Raw genomic sequence first — 22256 nt, forward strand, 5'->3', positions numbered from 1 at the left:
TTCTCTTTCTTCAATATGCACTTGTCAAAGAACCGAAAGGCAAAGCCCTTCAAAACCTCTCCCCACCCCGAAAGGCGAGACAGCAACAAAGCCAACCTGCGAGAGGTTCGCTTCCCCGTCAGCACCTGGAAGATGAGGACGACAGCTCTAGGCGCCGGCCAAACCCCGGCGCCGCCGTCGTTGTGGGAGCTATATACTCACCGCCCCCGCAAACCGTCAAGCCCGACCGCCAGAAAAAATCGCAAGACCCGAAAAAACACACCAATCACACCACCCCCCTTGTGAACAACACACCCCGTCAAGCACAAAAACATAAAATAACCCAACATCTTATGACTATCAACAGCCACAATCCGCCAGCCAGACGCCACCGCACAGGCCCCGCAAACACCTCCCAAACACACCGACCACCACCGAAAACCGTCAAACAAACGTCATCGGAAGGTGAAATCCTGCCTGCCTTCAATCAACAGATCGTGTTCAGCGCAGGCGGGCGGGATGTCCTCCCCCAGAACCGCAGGGGAACCTCTCCGTTCTTGAAACAACGGGGGAGCGTGACCACATCTTGTTCTGCTGACACAACCTGCGAGGATTGGAAATGACCTGCACATCGACGCTCAGGCCCGGTTGGTCGCCGCTGACGATCGGCCTGATGGTTCTCGGCTTCATTGTATTCTGGCCGTTGGGGCTTGCAATGCTTGCCTATATCCTTTGGGGTGACCGCTTCCACAGCATCGCCGGCAACGCCCGCGCGCAATGGCAGGCCAGTCCCTTGCGCGACACTTTCCAGGCCACCGCGCCGCGCACCGGAAACAGCGCGTTCGATGCCTATCGGGAGCGTGAGTTGAAGCGCCTGGAAGAAGAGCGGCAGCGGATCGAGGCCATGCGCGCCGAATTCGACAGCTTCCTGCAGGAGCTGCGCCGGGCGAAGGATCAGGAGGAATTCGACCGGTTCATGGCCAGTCGCGGCCGCACCCCCGCCGGACCGGAGCACATCTGACGTCAAGCCGGCGATCACCGACCAAGGAAAAGAAAAAGCCGCAAGGGATGTCCCTTGCGGCTTTTCTTGTTCTCTGAAAACTCCGTCACCGGAGCGCAGACAAATCAGTTCGGGCGGGCTTCGCCCTGCTGCGCCTGCTCCAGGTTCTGGCGGTAGAGCGCGGCGAAATCGATCGGATCGATCATCAGCGGCGGGAAGCCGCCGTTGCGCGAGGCATCGGCCAGAATGTTGCGGGCGAAGGGGAAGAGCATCCGCGGGCATTCGATCAGAACGAACGGATGGATGTGCTCCTGCGGCACGCCAGTGACCTTGAACAGGCCGCCGTAGACCAGTTCGATGGCGAACACGGTCATGGCGCTGGTCTTGGCGCTCGCGGTCAGCGTCAGGACCACTTCAAACTGATCCTCGCCCATCGGCTGCGCCGACACATTGACATTGATGTCGAGCTTGGGCTGCTCCTGCGGCTGCAGCGAGCCGGGGGCATTCGGATTCTCGAAAGACAGATCCTTGATATACTGGGCAAGGATGCTCATGCCGGGGGCGGCGCCCGCCTCGTTGGCCTGACCACCGGCCGCGTCGTTCGTGTCGCTCATTTCTGGCTTCCTGTTTCGGCTTGCTGGCGACCGGGCAGCGTGCGCCGGCCGCGTCGGATGCCGCCCCGTCAAGGGGGGCTGAAAACGCTGTTTCCCGAGCCGGTGGCTAGCATGGCCGCCCCCCGCAACACAAGGTTTGATTGACGGATGGCCCCGGCAGCGCCAAAACCCAATCCACATGTTCTCACGTTCCGACCGGCGTTCTTCCATGTCCGATATCCACCCCCGCGACCTTGCCACGTCACATCGGCGGCTGAAGCTCGACACCCTGGTGCGGTTGCGCTGGCTGGCGATTGCCGGACAGACCTCGGCGCTGCTGGTGGTGCATTTCATTCTGGAATACCCCCTGCAGCTGTCCTTCTGCTTTGCCCTGGTCGCAGCCTCCGCGTGGATCAACATCTTTCTCAAGATCCGCCAACCGCAGTTGCACCGGCTGTCGGAGCGCTCGGCAACCCTGCAGCTTGCCTATGACCTCAGCCAGCTCGGCGGCCTGCTTGCGCTGACCGGCGGGCTCGGCAACCCGTTCGCCTTCCTGTTGCTCGCCCCGGTGATGGTGTCCGCAGCCGGATTGTCAGCGCACAAGACGGTGCTGCTCGGCATTCTCGCGACAGCCATTGCGACCTTTCTCGCCTGGGTGCATCTGCCGCTCCCCTGGCCCGGGGCGGAGAACTTCACCCTGCCCCCGCTTTATCTGACCGGCGTCTGGGTCGCGCTGGTGCTGTCCCTGTGTTTCATGGGGGCCTATGCGTTCCGGGTGGCGGAGGAGGCCCGGCAACTGTCCGATGCGCTGACCGCCAGCGAGCTGGTTCTGGCGCGCGAACACCATCTGCATGCCCTTGATGGGCTGGCCGCGGCGGCGGCCCATGAACTGGGCACCCCGCTGGCGACGATCTACCTCACCGCCAAGGAGCTGAGCGGCGACCTGCAAGGCGCGGAGGACCAACCGGTCACCGCCGGGCACAGGGAGGACATTGCGCTGATCCTGTCCCAGGCGGAACGCTGCCGCGAAATCCTGTCGAAACTCTCCTCGCTGTCCGATGACCGCGACCAGAACTTCCAGGGTCTGCCGCTCTCCCATCTGATCGAGGAGGTTGTCGAGCCTTGCCGCGCCTTCGGCGTTGCCATCGACATCGACATTCGCGGCGAGGGACCGGAACCGATCGGCCTGCGCAACCCGGCGATTCCCTATGGTCTCGGCAATCTCCTGGAAAACGCCATCGATTTCGCCGACAGCACCGTGAAGATCACCGCCCGCTGGGACGCGCAGGAAGTGCGGATCGAAATCGCCGATGATGGCACCGGCTTTGCCCCCGATGTGATCACCCGGCTGGGTGAGCCTTACGTCACCGCGCGCGGCGGCGGCCGCGATGCCCGGCCCGGGCAGGGAAAGAGCGGCGGCGGCCTCGGGCTTGGCTTCTTCATCGCCAAGACCCTGCTGGAGCGCACCGGCGCCGATCTGAGGCTGCGCAACCGGCCACCACCGGCAAAGGGCGCGGTGGTGCGCATCTCCTGGCCACGGCTGGCAATGGACGGCCGGCAGGGCGGAGCCCCGGCGTGGCAAGATATCGCGGGCGAAATTGCCGCAGGCTCGGCACCGGACCGGACTTTGCCGAACGGCTCCGGCTCTTTATAACGGTTCCAGAAACGCAACAGGACTTGAGAAACCCGATATGGACGAACGGCCAAATGGCGACGCTGCAGACGATGCGCCCATGAACCTGTTGATCGTCGATGACGATCGCCCGTTTCAGCAACGCCTGGCGCGCGCCATGGAAAAACGCGGCTTCCAGACGGAAACGGCCGATGGCGTACGCGAGGCGCTCGACAAGGTGCGCATCCAGCCGCCCGACTATGCCGTGGTCGACATGCGCCTTGGCGATGGCAGCGGCCTCGACGTGGTCGAGGCGATCCGCGGGAGCCGCCCCGACGCGCGGATCGTGATCCTGACCGGCTATGGCAACATCGCCACCGCCGTCACCGCGGTCAAGCTCGGCGCCATCGACTATCTGGCCAAGCCCGCCGATGCGGACGATATTCTTGCCGCCCTCACCCGCACGGGCGAGGAAAAGGCCGCACCGCCGGAAAACCCAATGTCCGCAGACCGGGTACGCTGGGAGCATATCCAGCGTGTCTATGAGCTCTGCGACCGCAATGTCTCGGAGACCGCCCGCCGGCTCAACATGCACCGGCGCACCCTGCAGCGGATTCTGGCCAAGCGCGCCCCGCGCTAACACGCCACAGTCTGCCTTGCGGCAGTCCGGCTAGACCTCCCCGCGCGCCTGTGGGTCCAGCGCATCATGCAGCCGGTTGGCCGCGGCTTGCGCGAAGCGCAGGGTCACCGCCTTGCGGGTCGCCGCCGCCATCCGGTGCTCCGGCGCGGCCCGCAGAATCTCGGCGGAAAACCCGTCCGACAGGATCAGGCCGGCCTCCTGGGGAAATACATCCAGCGGCACCTCGGCATGGGTGGCGAAATACAGCCGGTCGCAATGAAGGCGATAGTCCGGCCATTTGCTGTCGGCGCGAAAATCGGCCAGCGAGGATTTCACCTCGACGATCCAGACGTCACCCTTGGGTCCAAGCGCGGCCAGATCCGCACGCCGCCCCGAGGCCAGCGTCAACTCACCGACACAGGCAAAGCCATGCTGCCTGAGAAGCCGCGCGGCGCCGCGCCAGACACGGATCGCCGCCTCCGATTGCCGGCCATCCGCCAGCGGATCCTCCAGACGCACCCTGTTGGAGACTGCCCCGCCGGGTATCATGGCACCTCTCCCGCCGCCTCGCTCGTTCTCTCTTTGTTCGAAGGGACCACTATACAGAAAGGGCGCCGGCGCGCAAACCGCGCCGACGCCCCCGACATCTGCTTCTATCCGGCGGTCGCCGCCGAGCCTTTCACGGCCGGCGCGACGACCGGCTCAGCGACACTCCAGAAACCCGCAGATCCGGCGCACGTCCTTCAGCACCGGCTCGGCGATTGCCGCCGCACGCTCGGCGCCATCGCGCAGAACCGCATCGATATGCCCCGGATCGGCCACCAGCCGGTTCATCTCGCCGGTGATCGGCGCGAGTTTTTCAACCGCCAGATCGGCGAGCGCCGGCTTGAACACGGAGAAGGGCTGCCCGGCGAAATCGGCCAGCACCTGCTCCCGGGACAGGCCGGACAGGGCGGCGAAGATGCCGACCAGATTTTCCGCTTCCGGCCGGTCCTTCAGCCCTTCCATCTCGCTCGGCAGCGGCTCCGGATCGGTCTTGGCCTTGCGGATCTTCTTGGCGATATCCTCGGCCGTGTCCTTGAGGTTGATCCGCGACAGATCCGAAGGATCGGATTTCGACATCTTCTTGGTGCCGTCGCGCAAGGACATGATCCGCGTCGCCGGGCCGGCGATGATCGGCTCGGTCAACGGGAAGTAGAGCTGATCGGGCAGTTCCGGATTCGGGTTCGGATTGTCGACGCCCAGCCCCAGCTCCACGATCCGCTCGGCGAAGTCGTTGTTGAACTTCTGAGCCACGTCCCGGGTCAGTTCCAGATGCTGCTTCTGGTCATCGCCCACCGGCACATGGGTCGCCCGGTAGGCGAGAATGTCGGCGGCCATCAGCGTGGGATAGGCGAACAGGCCAACGGAGGCGTTTTCCCGGTTCTTGCCCGCCTTCTCCTTGAACTGGGTCATGCGGTTCAGCCAGCCCATCCGCGCGACGCAGTTGAAGATCCAGGCCAGTTCGGCGTGTTCCTTGACCTGGCTCTGGTTGAAGATGATCGCCTTGGCAGGATCGATCCCGGCGGCGAGATAGGCCGCGGTCACCTCACGGGTCACCCCGGCAAGGCCATCGGCATCGTGCTTGGCGGTGATCGCATGGAGATCGACAACGCAGTAGATCGCCGGCATCTCGTCCTGAAGCGGAACGAAATTGGCGATCGCGCCGAGGTAGTTGCCAAGATGGAGGTTGCCCGTCGGCTGAACGCCGGAAAACACGCGCGGCTGAAAAGAGGTCAAGAAACTGTCTCCCAATCTGGACCTGGGACGACACGGGTCCGGGCGTGGCTGACGTTCGGTACCCGTGCTTCTTCCGGTCTTATGACGAAGCTGGCGGACCGACGCAAGGCGCTTGCGTTTGGTCAAGGCGGATCGACCCTGACCGGGTTAGCCTGCGTCGAATCGACCCTTCAGGTGGAAACACATTCACCACGAAGCCATTGACGGGTTATAGAGGTAGGTGAAACAACAGGGTGCGCCTGATAAGGTGCGCACAGGACGGCCTGTGCCGTCAGGGTGGAAGCGAGAAGGTCCCGGAGGCCAGGATGAACTACGAAAGCTTCTTTCGGAGCGAGATCGAAGGATTGCACGCGGAAGGCCGGTACCGGGTTTTTGCCGAACTTGAACGCCAGGCGGGCCAGTTCCCCCGTGCCACCCGCTACACCGGGGATGACAGCCACGATGTCTCCGTCTGGTGCTCGAACGACTATCTCGGCATGGGACAGCACGAGGTCGTGACCAGCGCCATGCACGAGGCAATCGAGCGCTGCGGCGCCGGTGCCGGCGGCACGCGCAACATCTCCGGCACCAACCATTATCACGTGCTGCTCGAACGGGAGCTGGCCGACCTGCATGGCAAGGAAGCGGGGCTGCTGTTCACCTCCGGCTATGTGTCCAACTGGGCCGCGCTCGGCACCATCGCCGCCCGGCTGCCCAATTGCGTCGTCCTGTCCGATGCGCTGAACCATGCCTCGATGATCGAGGGCATTCGCTATTCGCGCGCCGAACGGCGGATCTTCAAGCACAATGATGTGGAAGACCTGGAGCGCCAGCTCGCCGAGATCGAACCGGGCCGGCCCAAGCTCGTCGCCTTCGAAAGCGTCTACTCGATGGATGGCGATATCGCGCCGATCAAGGAGATCTGCGACGTTGCCGACAAATACGGCGCGATGACCTATCTCGATGAGGTTCACGCGGTGGGGATCTACGGCCCGCGCGGCGGCGGCATCGCCGAACGCGAAGGGCTGATGGACCGGCTGACGGTGATCGAAGGCACGCTCGGCAAGTCCTTCGGCGTGATGGGCGGCTACATCACCGCCTCCGCCGCGCTGTGCGACTTCGTGCGCTCCTTCGCCTCGGGCTTCATCTTCACCACCGCCCTGCCGCCGGCGCTGGCCGCCGGAGCCTGTGCCAGCATCCGCTACCTGAAGTCGCCGGAGGGCGAAAAGCTGCGGCTGCGCCATCGCAACCGGGTGGAAACCCTGCGCCGTCGCCTCGATGCCGCCGGCATCCCGCATCTGCCGAACCCCAGCCACATCGTTCCGGTGATGGTCAAGGATCCGGTCAAGTGCAAGATGCTGTCCGACATCCTGCTCGACAATTACGGGATCTACATCCAGCCGATCAACTATCCGACGGTCCCCCGGGGTACCGAGCGGCTGCGCATCACCCCCTCGCCGCTGCATACCGATGACGATATCGGCGGTCTGGTGCGGGCGCTGGAAGACCTCTGGTCGCAGTGTGCGCTGAGCCGCGCCGTCGCCTGACGCACATAGGTTTTCAGCACGCGGCGATCCCATCGGGGTCGTCGCGTCGCCATTCCCCTTTTCCACTCCCGAAAATTCAGAACTATTCAGCCGCCGCCTTGCCTGAGGCGGGCGTGTCCCGATGCGTTTCCGCTGCCATGCCCTGGGGCAGTTTGCGCCCAAGCAGGGTGCCGGCGACCTGATTGCGCAGCATCTGCGCGGTACCGCCACCGATGGTGAACATGCGCGCATCGCGCAACATCCTTTCCAGCGGCAGGTTGCGCGAATAGCCGGCGGCGCCGTGGATCTGCAGCGCCTCGTTGGTGACCTTCACCGCCGTTTCCGCAGCAAGGATCTTGGCCTGCGCCGCCTCGCGGGCATCGGGAAAGCCATCGCCCGCCCGGACCGCCGCCTTGTGCACCAGTGCCCGCGCCGCGCTCAGGCCCGTGTCCATATCCGCCAGCATCCATTGCAGCCCCTGAAACTCGGCAATCGGCCGGCCAAACTGGCGCCGCTCCTGTGCATAGGCCAGCGCCCGGTCAAACGCTCCGGCGGCAATGCCAAGCGCCACGGTGGCCGCACCGACCCGCTGGGCGTTATAGGCACGCATCAGCGCGGCAAAGCCGTGGCGCAAGCCGCCCTCCGGCCGCAGCAACCGCTCCTCCCCCAGCTCCAGATCCTGGAACAGCACCTCGGTTTCCGGCAGGCCGCGCAGGCCCATCGCCGGCTCGCGGGCACCCGTCACCAGTCCCTGATCCTCGCCGCGATAGGCAATGAACCCGCCGATGCCCCGGTCCTCGCCACCTTCCACCACCCGGGCGAAGATCAGGTGCAGACGGGAGATGCCGCCACCGGTGATCCAGTGCTTGCGGCCATTGAGGAGATAGCGGCCGCCGGTCCGGACCGCCGTCGTGGTCATCGCCGTTGCCGCGCTGCCCGCCTCCGGCTCGGTGATGCAGATCGCCGGCTTGTCGCCGGCAAGCACCGCGTCCGCTGCCCGGCGCCTCTGCTCCTCATTGCCATAGGCCAGGATCGCGCCAAGCGCCCCCATGTTGGCCTCGACGACAATCCGGGCGGTGACGCCGCACTGCCGCGCGATCTCCTCGATCACCAACACCGCGTCAAACAGCGAGCGGCCCGGCCCGCCATAGGCGGTCGGAATGGTCATGCCCATGAAACCGGCGGCGCGCAAGGCCTCTACATTGTCATGCGGGTAGGCTTCGCTGCGGTCGATCTCCGCAGCCCGATCGGCAAACCGGCCTTCCGCCAGCGCGCGGGCCTTCGCCCTGAGCTGCGCCTGGCTTTCCGACAACTGCCCGAACATCCCCCGCCTCCCTCATTCGCGGCGGCGACCTCCTCGCCGCCGAGAGAACAAGCTTAGGACGCGAACGGGTCCGGCGACACCCCTTGCTTTCCAGCAGCAGCTACACCCAGCGGAACACGCAAACAGCATAGACCAGCGCCAGGCCAAGTGGCGCCCAGAGCGGCGTGCCCATCAGCCCCAGCCAGGCGAGGAAGATGAAGGCACTGCCGAGCAGCGAGATGAACAACCGGTCGCCGCGTGTGGTATCGAGGCCGAGAATGCCGTGACGCGGCCCCCCGCCCGGATCGGCATATTCCCACACCGACATGGCGACGAAGCACAGGCCGATGAAGATGAAGAAGGCGGCGGTCGGCCAGGTCCAGGCCATCCAGCTCAATCCCATGACGTCTCTCCCTTTTCAGGCGGCCTCACACACGGCCCAGCGCGAAGCCCTTGGCGATGTAGTTGCGAACGAAATAGATGACGAAGGCGCCGGGAATGATGGTCAGCGTGCCCGCAGCGGCAAGCAGCCCCAGTTCATAGCCGGAGGTGCTGGCGGTGCGGGTCATCACCGCGGCGATCGGCTTGGCGGCAACCGAGGTCAGGGTCTTGGCCAGCAGCAGCTCCACCCAGGAGAACATGAAGCAGAAGAAAGCGGCGACACCGATACCGGCGGCGATGGTCGGCACGAAGATCTTCAGGAAGAACGACCAGAAGGAATGGCCATCCACATAGGCGGTCTCGTCGAGTTCCTTGGGCACGCCGGACATGAAGCCTTCCAGGATCCACACCGCCAGCGGAATGTTGAACAGGGTATGGGCCAGCGCCACGGCAATCGGCGTATCGAACAGCCCCACCGCCGAGTAAAGCTGGAAGAACGGCAGCGCGAACACCGCCGGCGGCGCCATCCGGTTGGTCAGGAGCCAGAAGAACAGATGCTTGTCACCGAGGAAGCGGTAGCGCGAGAAGGCATAGGCCGCCGGCAGCGCCACCAGCACCGAGATCACCGTGTTGATCAGCACATAGGTCAGCGAATTGACATACCCCATGTACCAGGTCGGATCGGTGAAGATGGCGATGTAGTTTTCCAGCGTGATTTCACGCGGGAACAGGGTGAAGGAGCCGAGAATCTCGTTGGTCGTCTTGAAGGACATGTTGACGAGCCAATAGATCGGCAACAGCAGAAAAACGATATAGAGCAGCGGAACGTAGCGGCTTGGTCGGGTCATCAGGGTCGCTCCGTCACTGTTGTTCGTTGCGCATCATCAGGGTGTAGAACACCCAGCTCAGCGCCAGAATGATGAGGAAGTAGATCAGCGACATGGCCGCCGCCGGTCCGAGATCGAACTGGCCGAGCGCGATCTTGACCAGGTCGATCGACAGCAGCGTCGTCGAATTGCCCGGCCCGCCGCCGGTCAGCACCGACAGCTCGGTGTAGATCATGAAACTGTCCATGAAGCGCAGCAGCACGGCGATGGTCAGCACCCGCTTCATCTTCGGCAACTGGATGTAGCGGAAGATGGCGAAGGGCCGCGCGCCGTCGATCTTCGCCGCCTGGTAATAGGCGTCGGGGATCGAGACGAGGCCGGCATAGGCCAGGAGCACCACCAGCGAGGTCCAGTGCCAGACATCCATCAGGATCAGGGTGAACCAGGCATCCCCCGGCTGGCGGGTGAAGTTGTAGTCGAAACCGAGCGCATTGAGGGTGCGGCCGAGCAGGCCGATATCCGGCAGGGCGAAGATGTTCCACATGGCGCCGACCACATTCCACGGGATCAGCAGCGGCAGGGCCATCAGCACCAGGCAGACCGGCACCCAGGGCCCCTTGCGCGGCATGGTCAGGGCGATGGCCACGCCCAGCGGCACCTCAATCAGGAGGATGGAGAAGGTGAAGAACATCTGCCGCAGCAGCGCATCGTGAAAGCGCTCCGATTGCAGCACCTGTTCGAACCACGTCACCCCGGCCCAGAAGAACACGTTGTCGCCAAAGGTTTCCTGAACCGAGTAATTGACCACCGTCATCAACGGGATCACGGCGTTGAACGCCACCAGCGCGACCACCGGAAGAACGAACAGCCAGGCCTTGTTGTCGAATGTCTTGTTCATCTCATGCTCTCCGGCTCAGGCCACGATCCAGCCATCGCGATAGATCTGCGTGCGGGTGGGGTCGAACGCGAGCCGCGCCTCCTGCGAGGGGATCTCCATGCCTTCCGGCACCAAGAGCTTCAGCGGCAGATCGCCGGCCCGCACCTCGACCACCTGGAAACGGCCGGCGTCGCTCACCTTGACCACCCGCGCCGGCACGCCCTTGTCGGCAAAGCGGATGAATTCCGGCCGCACGCCGATGCGCACCTCGCCCGTCAGCGCGCCGATCTCGCCGGTGGTCGCGGTGTCCACAGCGGTTCCGGCCACATGCGCCCTCCCCTCGCGAATCTCGCAAGGCAGCACGTTCATGCCCGGCGAGCCGATGAAATGGCCGACGAAGGTGTGCTGCGGCCGCTCAAACAACTCCACCGGCGTGCCGATCTGCACCACCTGGCCCTCGTTCATCACCACCACCTTGTCGGCGAAGGTCAACGCCTCGGTCTGGTCGTGGGTGACGTAGATCATGGTGGTGCGCACCCGCTGGTGCAGCTCCTTCAGCTTGGAGCGCAACTGCCATTTCAGATGCGGGTCGATCACCGTCAGCGGCTCGTCGAACATGATGGCATTGACGTCGGAGCGCACCAGCCCGCGGCCCAGCGAGATCTTCTGCTTACCGTCGGCGGTCAGGCCGGCGGCGCGGCGCTCCAGCATGTGGGTCAGGTCGATCATCTCGGCGATCTCACGCACACGGGCGTCCACATGCGCCTCATCGACCCCGCGATTGCGCAAGGGAAACGCGAGATTGTCGTAGACCGTCATGGTGTCGTAGACGACCGGGAACTGGAACACCTGGGCAATATGCCGCCGGTCCGGCGGCAGGTCAGTGACATCAGTGCCGTCGAACAGCACCCGGCCATGGGTCGGGCGCAGCAGGCCGGAAATGATCGACAACAGCGTGGTCTTGCCGCAGCCCGAAGGTCCGAGCAGGGCATAGGCGCCGCCATCGTCCCATTGCAGGTCGAGCTGCTTCAGCGCCCAGTCGCTGTCCTGCACCGGGTTGGGCATGTAGGAATGCCGCAGCGTGTCGAGAACAATTTTCGCCATCGGTCGGTCCTTGCCTTACGCCGTGATCCGCCGGCCGGCGGCGTCGAAGAAGAGCGCTTGCGACATGTCGGCGTAGAGCCGCTGCTCCGATCCCACCGGGAAGGGATGAATGCCATGGGATTGCGAGACCCAGGTCTCGCCGCGCATGGTGAAGTGGATGACGCTTTCCGAGCCGGAAAGCTCCGTCACCAGCACCTTGCCCTCGACCGGCACCGGCTGGCCGCCGGCCTCTTCCGGCGACACGTGGTGGGGCCGCACGCCGACCGTGTAGGTGCCATCGGCCAACCCGGCGAGCGGGCCTTCCGCATGCCAGCCGACCATCTTGCCAAGCCGGAATTCCGCCCCCGCCTTGGTGACGGTGGCCACATTGATCGGCGGATCGGAGAACACCTGCGCGCTGACGAGGTCGACCGGCGCCCGGTAGGTCTCGCCGGTGGGGCCGAACTGGGTCACCCGGCCCTCGTGCAGACAGGCGGTGAAGCCGCCGAACAGCAGCGCCTCGACCGGCTCGGTGGTCGCATAGACGACAATGCACTCCCGACCGGCGAACAGGCGCGGCAACTCGTCCCGCAACTCCTCGCGCAGCTTGAAATCGAGATTGGCGAGCGGCTCATCCAGCAGCACCAGGTCGGCATCCTTGACCAGCGCGCGGGCCATCGCCGTGCGCTGCTGCTGGCCGCCGGAGAGTTCCGCCGGGCGCCGCTCCAGCATCGGCGAAAGCTTCAGCAACTCGGCCATGGTGCCGACCCGCCGCTTGATCTCCGTCTCGGCCATGCGCGCCACCCGCAAGGGCGAGGCGATGTTCTCGAAAACGGTCATGTTCGGGTAGTTGATGAACTGCTGGTAGACCATCGACACATTGCGCCGGCGCACCGACACGCCGGTAACGTTCCGGCCGCCGAACCAGACCTCGCCGGAGGTCGGCTTCTCCAGCCCGGCCATCAACTTCATCAAGGTCGTCTTGCCGGCCAGCGTCGTGCCGAGCAGGATGTTGAAGCTGCCCGGCTCGCAGACAAGATCGGTCGGGTGAATATGCGTTTCCGCACCGACGCGCAGCGCGGCGCGTCTCAATTCAAGGGACATGTGTCGCTCGCCCTCGCAAGACTGTCGATTTCTGGTTTGCCATCGGCGCGCGCCGCCAAAAGGCGCAAGGCACCGCCTGCCGCCACATCGGCTCCCGCATTTCTCCGGGCGCATCATCCGGGGGCGAACCGCCCCCGGATGGTCGTGTCATCGGCCGATCAGTTGGCTTCCGACCAACGCTTGACGAGTTCGTCGTAGTTGACGGTCTCGCCCTGCGGCTTCTCGTTTTCGAGCTTGGCCTTGGCGCCGCCCTTGCCGAGCCATTCGGACGGATCCTTCGGCTCGTTGAGACGCGGACCGCAGCCGCCATAGGTGTTGTTGGCCTCATCGGCGCGCTGCATCCGGGCCATGATGGTGTCCATCTCGCCGGCAAGGCGATCCATCGCCTGCTGCGGTGTGAAGGCGCCGGAGTTCACATCGCCAATGTTCTGCCACCAAAGCTGCGCCAGCTTCGGATAGTCCGGCACGTTGATGCCGGTCGGCGACCAGCGCACCCGATCCGGCGAGCGGTAGAACTCGACCACACCGCCGAGCTTGGGCGCCCGCTCGGTGAAGCTCTCGTGCCGCACCGTGCTGTCGCGGGTGAAGGTGAGACCCACGTGGCTCTTCTTCGTGTCGATGGTCTTGGACGTCACGAACTGGGCATAGAGCCAGGCCGCCTTGGCACGATCGGTCGGCGTCGACTTCAGGATCATCCAGGAGCCCACGTCCTGGTAGCCGACCTTCTGCCCTTCTTCCCAATAGGGACCATGCGGGCTCGGCGCGGCACGCCACAGAGGCGTGCCCTCGTCGTCCACCGTGTTGTTGCCTTCCGACTTCGGCTTGACCATGTCGGCGAGGAACGCGGTGTACCAGAAGATCTGCTGGGCGACATTGCCCTGGCTGAGCGCCGGCAGGGACTGGTAGAAGTCATAGTCGGCCGCACCCGGGGGCGCGTAGTTGCGCAACCACTCATCCCATTTGCGGATCGCATAGACCGCAGCAGGGCCGTTGGTGGCACCGCCGCGCGAAACGGAAGCACCGGAGGGGTTGCACGACCCCTCCTCCATGCGAATGCCCCATTCGTCGATCGGCCGGCCGTTCGGCTCGCCCGGCGACCCGGCACCGGCCATCGACAACCAGGCATCGGTCATGCGCCAGCCGAGATCCGGTGCGCGCTTGCCGTAATCCATGTGACCGAAGACCCGGACGCCGTCGACTTCCTTCACGTCGTTGGTGAAGAATTCGGCGATGTCCTCATAGGCGGACCAGTTCACCGGCACGCCGAGCTCATAGCCGTATTTCGCCTTGAAGCGCTCCTTCAGGTCCGGGCGGTCGAACCAGTCCTTGCGGAACCAGTAGAGGTTGGCGAACTGCTGGTCGGGCAGCTGGTAAAGGTCGCCATCGGGCCCGGTGGTGAAGCTGATACCCATGAAATCGTCAAGATCGAGGGTCGGCGAGGTGACATCCTTGCCCTCGCCCGCCATCCACTTGGTCAGGTTGACCGCGAGCTGCAGCCGCGAATGGGTGCCGATCAGATCGGAATCGTTGACATAGGCATCATAAAGGTTGCGGTTGGTCTGCATCTGCGTTTGAACCGCCTGCACCACCTCGCCCTCACCGAGAATCTGGTGATTGACCTTGATGCCGGTGATCTCCTCGAATGCCTTGGTCAGCACCTTGGATTCATACTCATGCGTCGGAATGCCTTCCGACAGCACGTTAATCTCCATCCCCTTGAACGGCTCGGCGGCCTTGATGAACCAATCCATCTCCGCCATCTGCTCGTCCTTGGAAAGCACGGATGGCTGGAATTCACTGTCGATCCACTTCTTTGCCTCTTCCGGTCCCGCAAACGCGTTTCCGGCAACCGCAAACAGCGCCGCGGCCGCAACCGCCGCAAGCATTTTCTGTCGCATCGGTGTTCCTCCCATATGAAACCGCAATGCGACTATCAAACGAAAAAAAATGAAGGTCAACCCGGAAAGAATATTGCCATACGACCGGAAAATGCGCAGGATTTAGGGAGGATGGCGTTAGATCTCCATTCATACGAATGAAAACGAAAGGAATGCGAATGGATCCGGTGCCACCGCGGCAGGCCGATATCCTGGCGTTGGCCCGCACGGCGGGGCGGGTGGATGTGGACGGGCTGGCGAGCGAATTCAACGTGACGCCGCAGACGATCCGCAAGGACCTGAACGAGCTGTGCGAACGGGGAATGCTGCAGCGGGTCCATGGCGGCGCGGTGCTGCCCTCCGGGATCGCCAACTACGCCTATGATGCCCGTCGTCAGCTCGCCTCGGAGGAGAAGCGCCGGATCGGCCAGCGCGCGGCCGCGCTGATCCCGGACAACGCCTCGATCATGCTCAACATTGGCACCACGACCGAACAGGTCGCGCGGGCGCTGTTGCAGCATGACGGCATCATGGCGATCACCAACAACATCAACGTTGCCAACACCCTGCGCGCGGCGCCCGCGATCGAGGTGATCATCGCCGGCGGTCAGGTGCGCGCCTCCGATGGCGGCATCGTCGGCGAGGCCACCGTCGATTTCATTCGCCAGTTCAAGGTCGACTACGCGGTGATCGGCGCCTCGGCCATCGACGAGGACGGCACGATCTTCGACTTCGACTTTCGCGAGGTGCGGGTTGCCCGCGAGATCATGACCCATGCGCGTCAGACCCTGCTTGTGGCCGATGCCATGAAGTTCCAGCGCAGCGCGCCGGTGCGCATCGCCCATCTTTCCGAAATCGACATATTCGTCACCGACACCGCCCCGCCGGACCGGGTCCTGAAAACCTGCCGCGAGAATGGCGTCAAGGTGGAAATCGCCTCAGACAGAACGGAGCGCCCCAGTTGATGTCCCCGCAACCGCAAACACCCCCGTATGATCTGTTGATCGTCGGTGGCGGTATCAATGGCTGCGGCATCGCCCGCGATGCGGCCGGCCGTGGCTATTCCGTCTGCCTTGCGGAAATGAACGATCTGGCCAGCGGCACCTCCTCCTGGTCGACCAAGCTGATCCACGGCGGCCTGCGCTACCTGGAGTATTACGAGTTCCGCCTGGTGCGCGAAGCCTTGAGCGAACGCGAGCTTCTGTGGTCGAACGCGCCGCACATCATCCGCCCCTTGCGCTTCGTCCTGCCGCATCAAAAGGGGCTTCGCCCGCGCTGGCTGCTGCGCCTCGGGCTGTTCCTTTATGACCACCTCGGCGGGCGCAAGCTGCTGCCGGCGACCAAAACGCTGGATCTCAGGCGCGATGCCGCCGGCCAGCCGCTGAAGCCCGGCTTCACCACCGCGTTCGAGTATTCCGACTGCTGGGTGGACGACGCCCGCCTCGTTGTGCTCAACGCCCGCGACGCCGCCGATCGGGGCGCGCAGATCAACACCCGCACCCGAGTGATCTCCGCCCGGCGCGCGGGTTGGCTGTGGCATGCGGTGCTGCGCGACGAGGAGACCGGCGAGACGCGCGAGGTTTCCGCCCGGCTGATGGTCAATGCCGCCGGGCCTTGGGTCGATCATCTGCTGGAAAGCGCGCTGGAGCGGAAGGCGCCGCACAATGTGCGGCTGGTGCAGGGCAGCCATATCGTCGTCAACAAGCTGTTCGACCATGACCGCGCCTATATCTTTCAGAATGCCGATGGGCGGATCGTCTTCGCCATTCCTTACGAGCATGACTTCACCCTAATCGGCACCACCGACCGGGATTTCACCGGCGATCCGGCCAAGGTCGCGGCCAGCGAGGAGGAAATCCTCTATCTCGCAGAGGCGGCGAGCGAGTATTTCAACCAGCCGATCACCCGCGAGGATGTGGTCTGGACCTATTCGGGCGTGCGTCCATTGTTCGACGATGGCGCCTCCAAGGCACAGGAAGCTACCCGCGACTATGTACTGAAGCTGGAAGGCGGCCCGGACGGCGACAAGGACGCGCCGCTGATCAACATCTTCGGCGGCAAGATCACCACTTATCGCCGGCTGGCCCAGTCGGCGCTTGAAGAGGTGGAAACCGTGCTTGGCGCCTCCGGCCCCGCCTGGACCCGCGACGCGGTGCTGCCCGGCGGCGATTTCCCCACCACCGGGTTTGACGCGCTGGTCGAGGAGTTCCGCCGCGACTGGCCCCAGCTCGACCCGGCGTTGCTCACCCGGCTCGCCCGCCACTACGGCACCGCGACGCGGGTCATTCTCGACGGCGTTGTCACCATGGACGACCTTGGGCCGCTGTTCGGCGCCGATCTCAGCGCCCGCGAAGTGGGATACCTGATGGATCGGGAATGGGCGCGAACCGCCGAGGACGTGCTGTGGCGCCGCTCCAAACTTGGGCTCCGCGTCACGGCGGAAGAAGCCGCCGCCCTTGACCGGTGGATGCAGGCCCGCACGCGCGGCAGCCTTCACTCACCTGGCGCACAGGGTAGCTAGGTCACGCCCCGGAGGCGCCAGCGCCCGCCCGGTCCGCCAGCGGAAAGCGCAGGCACACGCGCAATCCCTGGCCGTCGCCGGCCTCGCCGGCCGGGGCATCCCGCCCATCGCGCAGCGCCATCCGGGCGCCCATCAGCTTGGCGATCTCATCGACGATGGCAAGGCCGAGGCCGGCGCCTTGCGGCCCCTCCGCCGAAAGGCGCTCAAAGCGCGTGACCGCCCGGGCGCGCGCTGCAGCGGCAATGCCGGGCCCATTGTCCTCCACCTCCAGCAGCGCGGTCTTGCCCTCCATCCCGACCCGCACCGTGGCGCGGCAGCCCGCGCCGGCATAGGCGATGGCGTTTTCGATCAGGTTGCGCAGAAGCTCGCGCAGCAGCATGGCATTGCCGCGCACCGGCACCGGCTCCCCCTCCGGCGCCTCAAAGCCAAGGTCGAGGCCGGCCCGCGCCGCGCCCGGTTCCAGCTCACCGGTGACCGCCCGCGCCAGTTCCGCCAGATCGAGCGGCGCCGTATCCATCCGGTCGGCCGATGCCTCGTCGACCCGGGCCAGCACCAGAAGCTGGGCAAGCGTGCGCTCGCTCTGGGCCACCGCCTGATCGGCCACATCGAGGGCGGCGAGCGCCGTCTGCCGGTCCCCGGCGCGGCGGGCCAGTTCGATCTGGGTGCGGATCACCGTCAGCGGCGTGCGGATCTGATGCGAGGCATTGCCGGTGAAGCGACGTAGCGCCGCCAGCGCCTCGCTCAGCCGCAGCATGAAGCCGTTGATCGCCCCCACCAGCCGGCCCACCTCGCGGGGCACCTGATGGCGGATCGGCCGGAGATCGTCCGGGCTGCGCCGGTCGATCGCCTCCTCCAGGCGCGCCAGCGGGCGCAAGGCCCGGCGAATGCCAAGAAACACCGCCGTCGCGGCAATGACGATCAACATCATCTGACGCAGGGCCGTACGAACAAGGATGTCTCGGGCCAGCGCCCGCCGCGCGGTGGTGGTTTCGGCGACCGAAACGCGGAAGGAAATCGACCGGTCGCGCGAGGCGGCGGCGCCGCTCAAAATGGCGATGCGCACCGGCGCGCCGCGAAACACCGCATCGGCGAACCGCACGTCATGGGCCATCCGCGCCGTGGGCGTCGTCTCGGGCACGGGAAGCTGGCGATAGCCCGTCACGAAGGTGCCCGGCGGCCCCTCGACCTTGTAGAACACCCGGTCCTCGGCGGCGCTGGTGAGCATTTCCAGCGCCACATAGGGAACGTCCACCTCCAACTCGCCCTCGGAATTGACCGCGACCCTTTCGGCGATTGCCAGCGCCGATCCGGTCAGCACCCGGTCCAGCACCGCATTGGCGGTTGCCCGCGCCTCGCGGTAGGCATCCACCAGCCCAAGACCGGCAAGCAGGCTGAGCGGCACCAGCAGCCATAGCAGCAGCCGCGTCGACAGCGAGCGGGGGGCCTGGGGCCGCAGCCATGCCATGCGCTACCCCACTTCCAGCCGGTAGCCGAGACCGCGCGCGGTGCGAATGCGCAGGCCATGCGGTTCGAGCCGCTTGCGCAGGCGCGACACATATTGCTCCACCGCATTGTCCGACAGCTCGTCACCGAATTCGGTCAGCCGCTCGGCGATCTGCTGCTTGGACACCACCCGGTCCGGATGGCTCATCAGGATCTGCAACACATTCAGCTCACGGGCGGTCAGATCGAGCGGCATGTCGTCGAGATAGGCCTGCCGGCGGGTCAGATCGAAGCGCAGCGGCCCATGATCGAGAACCCCGCTGCGCGCGCCCACGTGACGGCGCAGCAGCGCCCGGATCCGCGCCACCAGTTCCTCCACCTCGAACGGCTTGGTCATGTAGTCGTCGGCGCCGCAGTCGAGGCCGCGAATGCGGTCGTCGAGCGCCCCGCGCGCCGTCAGCACCAGAACCGCCGTCTGGGTGCCCCGCGCCCGCAAGCCGCGCAGCAGGCTGAGCCCGTCCATGTCCGGCAGGGAAAGATCCAGCACGATCAGGTCGAAACTGCCGGTGTCGAGCGCCGCTTCGGCGGTCTCCCCGTCATGCACCGCATCGACCACATAGCCGGCGGCGCGCAGCATCTGCGACAGTCCCGCCGCCAGCGCCCTGTTGTCCTCCACAACCAGAAGCCGCACCCGTCCGCTCTCCCTTGTTGCCCTGCCTTTGCCGTCCCCGAGGCCACTCCCGCCGAAATTTAGACGACACCCGCCTCATCCTGGCAAGCCTCGCCCTTCGCCGGGAGCCGGCCAGCCGCAATCCATCGCTTGAAAGCGCCGGCCGTTCATCGCCATACTTCGCCGCATGACCGAGCCCCACCGCTTCCTCTGCCGACCCGGCCCGCCCCTTCCGCTGCGTCTTGTCCTGTTGTGTCTGCTCGCCGCGCTTGTTTTTGCCGCCGGCCCGGTTGCGCCAACCTGGGCTGCCGACGACGACACCCCGACGCGGTGGCTGCCGCCCGCCGGCGATCAACAGCCGGCGCGGAGCGTAACCATCTATTCCTCGCTCGACGCCGCCCTGGCGCAACCGCTTCTAATCGGGTTCCAGCGGCTCTACCCGGGGGTGGGCCTGCGCTATTTCGAACTCCAGACCCAGGATATCCATGCCCGCATCATCGACGAGACAGACCGGGACGCGCCCACGGCGGATCTCGCCTTTTCCTCGGCGATGGACCTTCAGGTAAAGCTCGCAAACGATGGCTATGCCCAGGCGGTGACCTTGCGCGAAGCCGCGAGCCTCCCGGACTGGGCGCATTGGCGCGACACGGTCTATGGCGTCACCTTTGAGCCGGCGGTGATCCTCTATCACAAGCCCGCCTTCGCCGGGCACGAACCGCCCCGGACCCGGGCGGCGCTGACCCGCTATCTGAAGGCCAACGAAGCCAACCTTTATGGCCGGGTCGGCACCTATGACGTGGAGCGGGCCGGGCTCGGCCTGTTCTTCCTCGCCCGTGACCGGGAGCACAACAAGGAGATCTGGGAGCTGTTCGGCGCCCTCGGCGCGGCCGGGGTCAAGCTCTACTCCAACTCCTCGGCCATCGTCGAACGGGTCGCCGACGGGCGGTTCCTCCTCGGCTACAACATCCTGGGCTCCTACGCGGCCGCCTGGGCCCGCTCCGCTCCGGACCTGGGCATCATCCTGCCGGAGGATTACACGGTGGTGATGTCGCGCACCGGTCTGGTGCCGCGCAACGCCGCCGCCCCCGACCTCGGCGCGGCCTTTCTCGACTTCATGCTGTCGCGCGAAGGCCAGCAAATCCTGGCGCAAACCGGCAGCCTTGCCGCTCTCCGCCAGGATCTGGACGGGCCGAACACCGCCAGTTCCCTGCATGCGACGTTCGGTGACCGGCTGCGGCCGGTGCCGGTCGGTCCGGCCCTTGTGGTCTATCTCGATCAGGTCAAGCGGCAGCGGCTGATCGACCGCTGGAACCAGGCCTTGCGCATCCAGTAGCCCTTTCCGGTTCTTCCCTTTTGCAATGCGGCATCGTTTCCGCGGCGCAGCGACAGCTTCGCGTCAGACTGGCATGTCATGGTTTCCTATCGGCGGCGCCTGGCGCGCCACCGCAACAGATGTCGCGGTCCGGGAGGGGCCGTGTCAGGGAGGAAAACCATGAAGACCATTTCACGACGCGGCCTTGTCGCCGTCGCCACGGCCCTTGGCCTGTCACTTGGCGCCAGCGCCCATGCGGCCGATATCGACAGCATCCATTTCCTCATTCCCGGCGGCGCCGGCGGCGGCTGGGACGGCACCGCACGCGGCACCGGCGAGGCGCTGACCAAGGCCGGCATCGTCGGCCAGGCCTCCTATGAAAACATGTCCGGCGGCGGCGGCGGCAAGGCCATCGCCCATCTGATCGAGATCGCCGACAAAGCCGATGACACGCTGATGGTGAACTCCACCCCGATCGTCATCCGCTCGCTGCAAAAGGTGTTTCCCCAGTCCTTCCGCGACCTGACGCCGGTCGCCGGAACCATCGGCGACTACGCCGCGCTCGTGGTCGGCAAGGACAGCCAGATCCAGGACTTCGCCGGCCTTGCGGAGGCCTTCAAAAGCGATCCGACCAAGGTCTCGATCGGCGGCGGCTCGGTCGCCGGCAGCATGGACCACATCGTCGCCGCTATGATCATGAAGAGCGCCGGCGGCACACCGACCGACGTCAAATACGTGCCGTATGACGCGGGCGGCAAGGCCATGGCCGGCTTGCTGTCGGGCGAGATCATGGCTCTGTCGACCGGTTTCGGCGAGGCCATCGACCTGGCGAAACAGGATCAGGTGCGCATTCTCTGCGTCACCGCGCCGAAGCGCCTCGACATCGCCGCCGATGTGCCCACCTGCGACGAAGCGGGCGCGCCGGGCGCCGAATTCGTCAACTGGCGCGGCTTCTTCGGCCCTCCGGGCCTCAGCGCGGAAAAGCGCGAAGCCTATCAGGCGGCCTTCGCCAAGATGTACGACACCCCGGAATGGGAAGCCGTGCGCACGCGCAACGGCTGGGTCGACATCTACAATCCGGGCGATGACTTCACTGCCTTTCTTGAAAAGCAGGAACAGGAAATCGGCGGGCTGATGAAGGAACTGGGCTTCCTCTGAAGCCTCCTTCCTGCACAAACGGGCGCGGCGGCCCAATGGCCGCGCCCGAAAGCCCTCGCCCCGCCCCATCTCCGACCATCGAGCGATGACATGTTGACCCGCGACCGCCTTGGCGCCCTTCTCATGCTGGTGTTTTCCCTCGGCTACGGCGTGATGATCTTCGATATTCCGCTGCTGCCGTTTCAGGCCAATCAGGCCTTCACCGCCCGCACCATGCCGCAGGCCCTCAGCGTGCTCGGCATCGTCTTGTCGCTCGCCCTGCTGCTGCGACCGGTCAGCGCTGCCGAAACGAACGAGGAGGCGGCCTGGCGGCAGGCAATGCGCCAGTTGCTGCGCCCGACACCGGCTGACGAGGAGGGGCGGCGAACCCATCCGCTGGTCCGGGTCGCGCTGCTGTGCGCCCTGATGGTCGTCTATGGCCTGACCGTTCGCCCGTTCGGCTTTCTGCTGTCGACCACGGTCTTTCTGGCTGGCGGCATGTTCGTCCTCGGCGAGCGGCGGCTGTGGCTTTTGCTGGGCGTGTCCATCGCCGTCACCCTCTTCTTCTGGGTGCTGATGACCCAGTTCCTCGGCGTTTATATCGCGCCGCTTCCTCAGGTCCTGGGACGGTAAA

22 protein-coding genes are annotated in these 22256 nt (G+C 65.3%); 10 read left to right on the forward strand and 12 right to left on the reverse strand.

From position 1 onward, the window contains the following. Nucleotides 1–602, forward strand: a 602-nt coding sequence (locus IEV83_RS20100) for a hypothetical protein (RefSeq protein ID WP_209003215.1), incomplete at its 5' end; no start/stop codon positions are given. Continuing rightward, nucleotides 599–1000 (forward strand): DUF2852 domain-containing protein, encoded by a 402-nt coding sequence (locus IEV83_RS16495; protein WP_181759989.1) that lies wholly within the window; start codon nucleotides 599–601, stop codon nucleotides 998–1000. The genes IEV83_RS20100 and IEV83_RS16495, both read left to right, overlap by 4 nt. 104 nt (nucleotides 1001–1104) lie before the next feature. Here the strand turns inward: IEV83_RS16495 and secB are convergent, their stop codons facing one another. Next, a complete protein-coding gene (secB, locus tag IEV83_RS16500) occupies nucleotides 1105–1593 on the reverse strand; it encodes a protein-export chaperone SecB (protein ID WP_181759990.1) in 489 nt (162 codons plus the stop codon). Between the two features lie 208 nt (nucleotides 1594–1801). On the opposite strand from secB, the gene IEV83_RS16505 reads away from it, so the two are divergent. Then, a complete protein-coding gene (locus IEV83_RS16505) occupies nucleotides 1802–3226 on the forward strand; it encodes an ActS/PrrB/RegB family redox-sensitive histidine kinase (protein ID WP_181759991.1) in 1425 nt (474 codons plus the stop codon). A gap of 79 nt (nucleotides 3227–3305) precedes the next feature. Beyond that, a complete protein-coding gene (locus IEV83_RS16510) occupies nucleotides 3306–3824 on the forward strand; it encodes an ActR/PrrA/RegA family redox response regulator transcription factor (protein ID WP_308683741.1) in 519 nt (172 codons plus the stop codon). 30 nt (nucleotides 3825–3854) lie between these two features. Here the strand turns inward: IEV83_RS16510 and IEV83_RS16515 are convergent, their stop codons facing one another. Continuing rightward, complete coding sequence (locus IEV83_RS16515) at nucleotides 3855–4352, reverse strand: MmcB family DNA repair protein (RefSeq protein ID WP_181759993.1); 498 nt, start codon at nucleotides 4350–4352, stop codon at nucleotides 3855–3857. Nucleotides 4353–4505: 153 nt separating this feature from the next. Continuing rightward, nucleotides 4506–5582 (reverse strand): tryptophan--tRNA ligase, encoded by a 1077-nt coding sequence (gene trpS / locus IEV83_RS16520; protein WP_181759994.1) that lies wholly within the window; start codon nucleotides 5580–5582, stop codon nucleotides 4506–4508. A gap of 305 nt (nucleotides 5583–5887) precedes the next feature. On the opposite strand from trpS, the gene hemA reads away from it, so the two are divergent. Next, on the forward strand, nucleotides 5888–7108 hold the full coding sequence (gene hemA, locus IEV83_RS16525) for a 5-aminolevulinate synthase (RefSeq protein ID WP_181759995.1): 1221 nt from the start codon (nucleotides 5888–5890) through the stop codon (nucleotides 7106–7108). Between the two features lie 82 nt (nucleotides 7109–7190). Here hemA and acdA read toward each other — a convergent pair whose 3' ends face one another. The 7 genes from acdA to IEV83_RS16560 form a co-directional block, all read right to left on the reverse strand. Further along, nucleotides 7191–8411 carry a 3-sulfinopropanoyl-CoA desulfinase gene (gene acdA / locus IEV83_RS16530; RefSeq protein ID WP_181759996.1) on the reverse strand — a complete coding sequence of 407 codons (1221 nt, stop codon included), beginning with the start codon at nucleotides 8409–8411 and terminating at the stop codon, nucleotides 7191–7193. Nucleotides 8412–8511: 100 nt separating this feature from the next. Then, the gene (locus IEV83_RS16535) at nucleotides 8512–8793 is read right to left on the reverse strand and encodes a DUF2160 domain-containing protein (RefSeq protein WP_181759997.1); all 282 of its coding nucleotides are present in this window, start codon (nucleotides 8791–8793) and stop codon (nucleotides 8512–8514) included. Between the two features lie 25 nt (nucleotides 8794–8818). Next, the gene (locus tag IEV83_RS16540; RefSeq protein ID WP_181759998.1) at nucleotides 8819–9619 is read right to left on the reverse strand and encodes a carbohydrate ABC transporter permease; all 801 of its coding nucleotides are present in this window, start codon (nucleotides 9617–9619) and stop codon (nucleotides 8819–8821) included. Nucleotides 9620–9632: 13 nt separating this feature from the next. After that, the gene (locus tag IEV83_RS16545) at nucleotides 9633–10496 is read right to left on the reverse strand and encodes a carbohydrate ABC transporter permease (protein ID WP_181759999.1); all 864 of its coding nucleotides are present in this window, start codon (nucleotides 10494–10496) and stop codon (nucleotides 9633–9635) included. Nucleotides 10497–10511: 15 nt separating this feature from the next. Beyond that, the gene (locus IEV83_RS16550; protein ID WP_181760000.1) at nucleotides 10512–11579 is read right to left on the reverse strand and encodes an ABC transporter ATP-binding protein; all 1068 of its coding nucleotides are present in this window, start codon (nucleotides 11577–11579) and stop codon (nucleotides 10512–10514) included. 15 nt (nucleotides 11580–11594) lie between these two features. Continuing rightward, a complete protein-coding gene (locus IEV83_RS16555) occupies nucleotides 11595–12662 on the reverse strand; it encodes an ABC transporter ATP-binding protein (protein WP_181760001.1) in 1068 nt (355 codons plus the stop codon). A gap of 158 nt (nucleotides 12663–12820) precedes the next feature. After that, entirely contained in the window at nucleotides 12821–14560 is a 1740-nt protein-coding gene (locus IEV83_RS16560) for an ABC transporter substrate-binding protein (RefSeq protein WP_181760002.1), read from the reverse strand. A gap of 158 nt (nucleotides 14561–14718) precedes the next feature. On the opposite strand from IEV83_RS16560, the gene IEV83_RS16565 reads away from it, so the two are divergent. Together IEV83_RS16565 and glpD are read left to right on the forward strand one after the other, a co-directional pair. Then, nucleotides 14719–15504, forward strand: coding sequence for a DeoR/GlpR family DNA-binding transcription regulator (locus tag IEV83_RS16565; protein ID WP_181760003.1), 786 nt, complete (start codon nucleotides 14719–14721; stop codon nucleotides 15502–15504). Beyond that, nucleotides 15504–17060 carry a glycerol-3-phosphate dehydrogenase gene (glpD, locus tag IEV83_RS16570; RefSeq protein ID WP_181760004.1) on the forward strand — a complete coding sequence of 519 codons (1557 nt, stop codon included), beginning with the start codon at nucleotides 15504–15506 and terminating at the stop codon, nucleotides 17058–17060. The genes IEV83_RS16565 and glpD overlap by 1 nt, the downstream gene beginning before the upstream one ends. 1 nt (nucleotide 17061) lies before the next feature. Here glpD and IEV83_RS16575 read toward each other — a convergent pair whose 3' ends face one another. Together IEV83_RS16575 and IEV83_RS16580 are read right to left on the reverse strand one after the other, a co-directional pair. Next, nucleotides 17062–18525 (reverse strand): sensor histidine kinase, encoded by a 1464-nt coding sequence (locus IEV83_RS16575; RefSeq protein ID WP_181760005.1) that lies wholly within the window; start codon nucleotides 18523–18525, stop codon nucleotides 17062–17064. A 3-nt stretch (nucleotides 18526–18528) separates the two neighbouring features. Further along, complete coding sequence (locus IEV83_RS16580) at nucleotides 18529–19194, reverse strand: response regulator transcription factor (RefSeq protein ID WP_181760006.1); 666 nt, start codon at nucleotides 19192–19194, stop codon at nucleotides 18529–18531. A gap of 166 nt (nucleotides 19195–19360) precedes the next feature. On the opposite strand from IEV83_RS16580, the gene IEV83_RS16585 reads away from it, so the two are divergent. The 3 genes from IEV83_RS16585 to IEV83_RS16595 all read left to right on the forward strand — a co-directional run bounded on the left by IEV83_RS16585 (nucleotide 19361) and on the right by IEV83_RS16595 (nucleotide 22255). Further along, nucleotides 19361–20506: an ABC transporter substrate-binding protein gene (locus IEV83_RS16585; RefSeq protein WP_181760007.1), complete on the forward strand. Its 1146-nt coding sequence runs from the start codon at nucleotides 19361–19363 to the stop codon at nucleotides 20504–20506. A 159-nt stretch (nucleotides 20507–20665) separates the two neighbouring features. Further along, the gene (locus IEV83_RS16590; RefSeq protein ID WP_181760008.1) at nucleotides 20666–21643 is read left to right on the forward strand and encodes a Bug family tripartite tricarboxylate transporter substrate binding protein; all 978 of its coding nucleotides are present in this window, start codon (nucleotides 20666–20668) and stop codon (nucleotides 21641–21643) included. A gap of 90 nt (nucleotides 21644–21733) precedes the next feature. Next, nucleotides 21734–22255 (forward strand): tripartite tricarboxylate transporter TctB family protein, encoded by a 522-nt coding sequence (locus tag IEV83_RS16595; RefSeq protein ID WP_181760009.1) that lies wholly within the window; start codon nucleotides 21734–21736, stop codon nucleotides 22253–22255. The last annotated feature ends 1 nt before the right edge of the window (nucleotide 22256 follow it).

Origin of the sequence: Stappia taiwanensis (assembly GCF_014635285.1) — a bacterium.
GTDB lineage: Bacteria > Pseudomonadota > Alphaproteobacteria > Rhizobiales > Stappiaceae > Stappia > Stappia taiwanensis.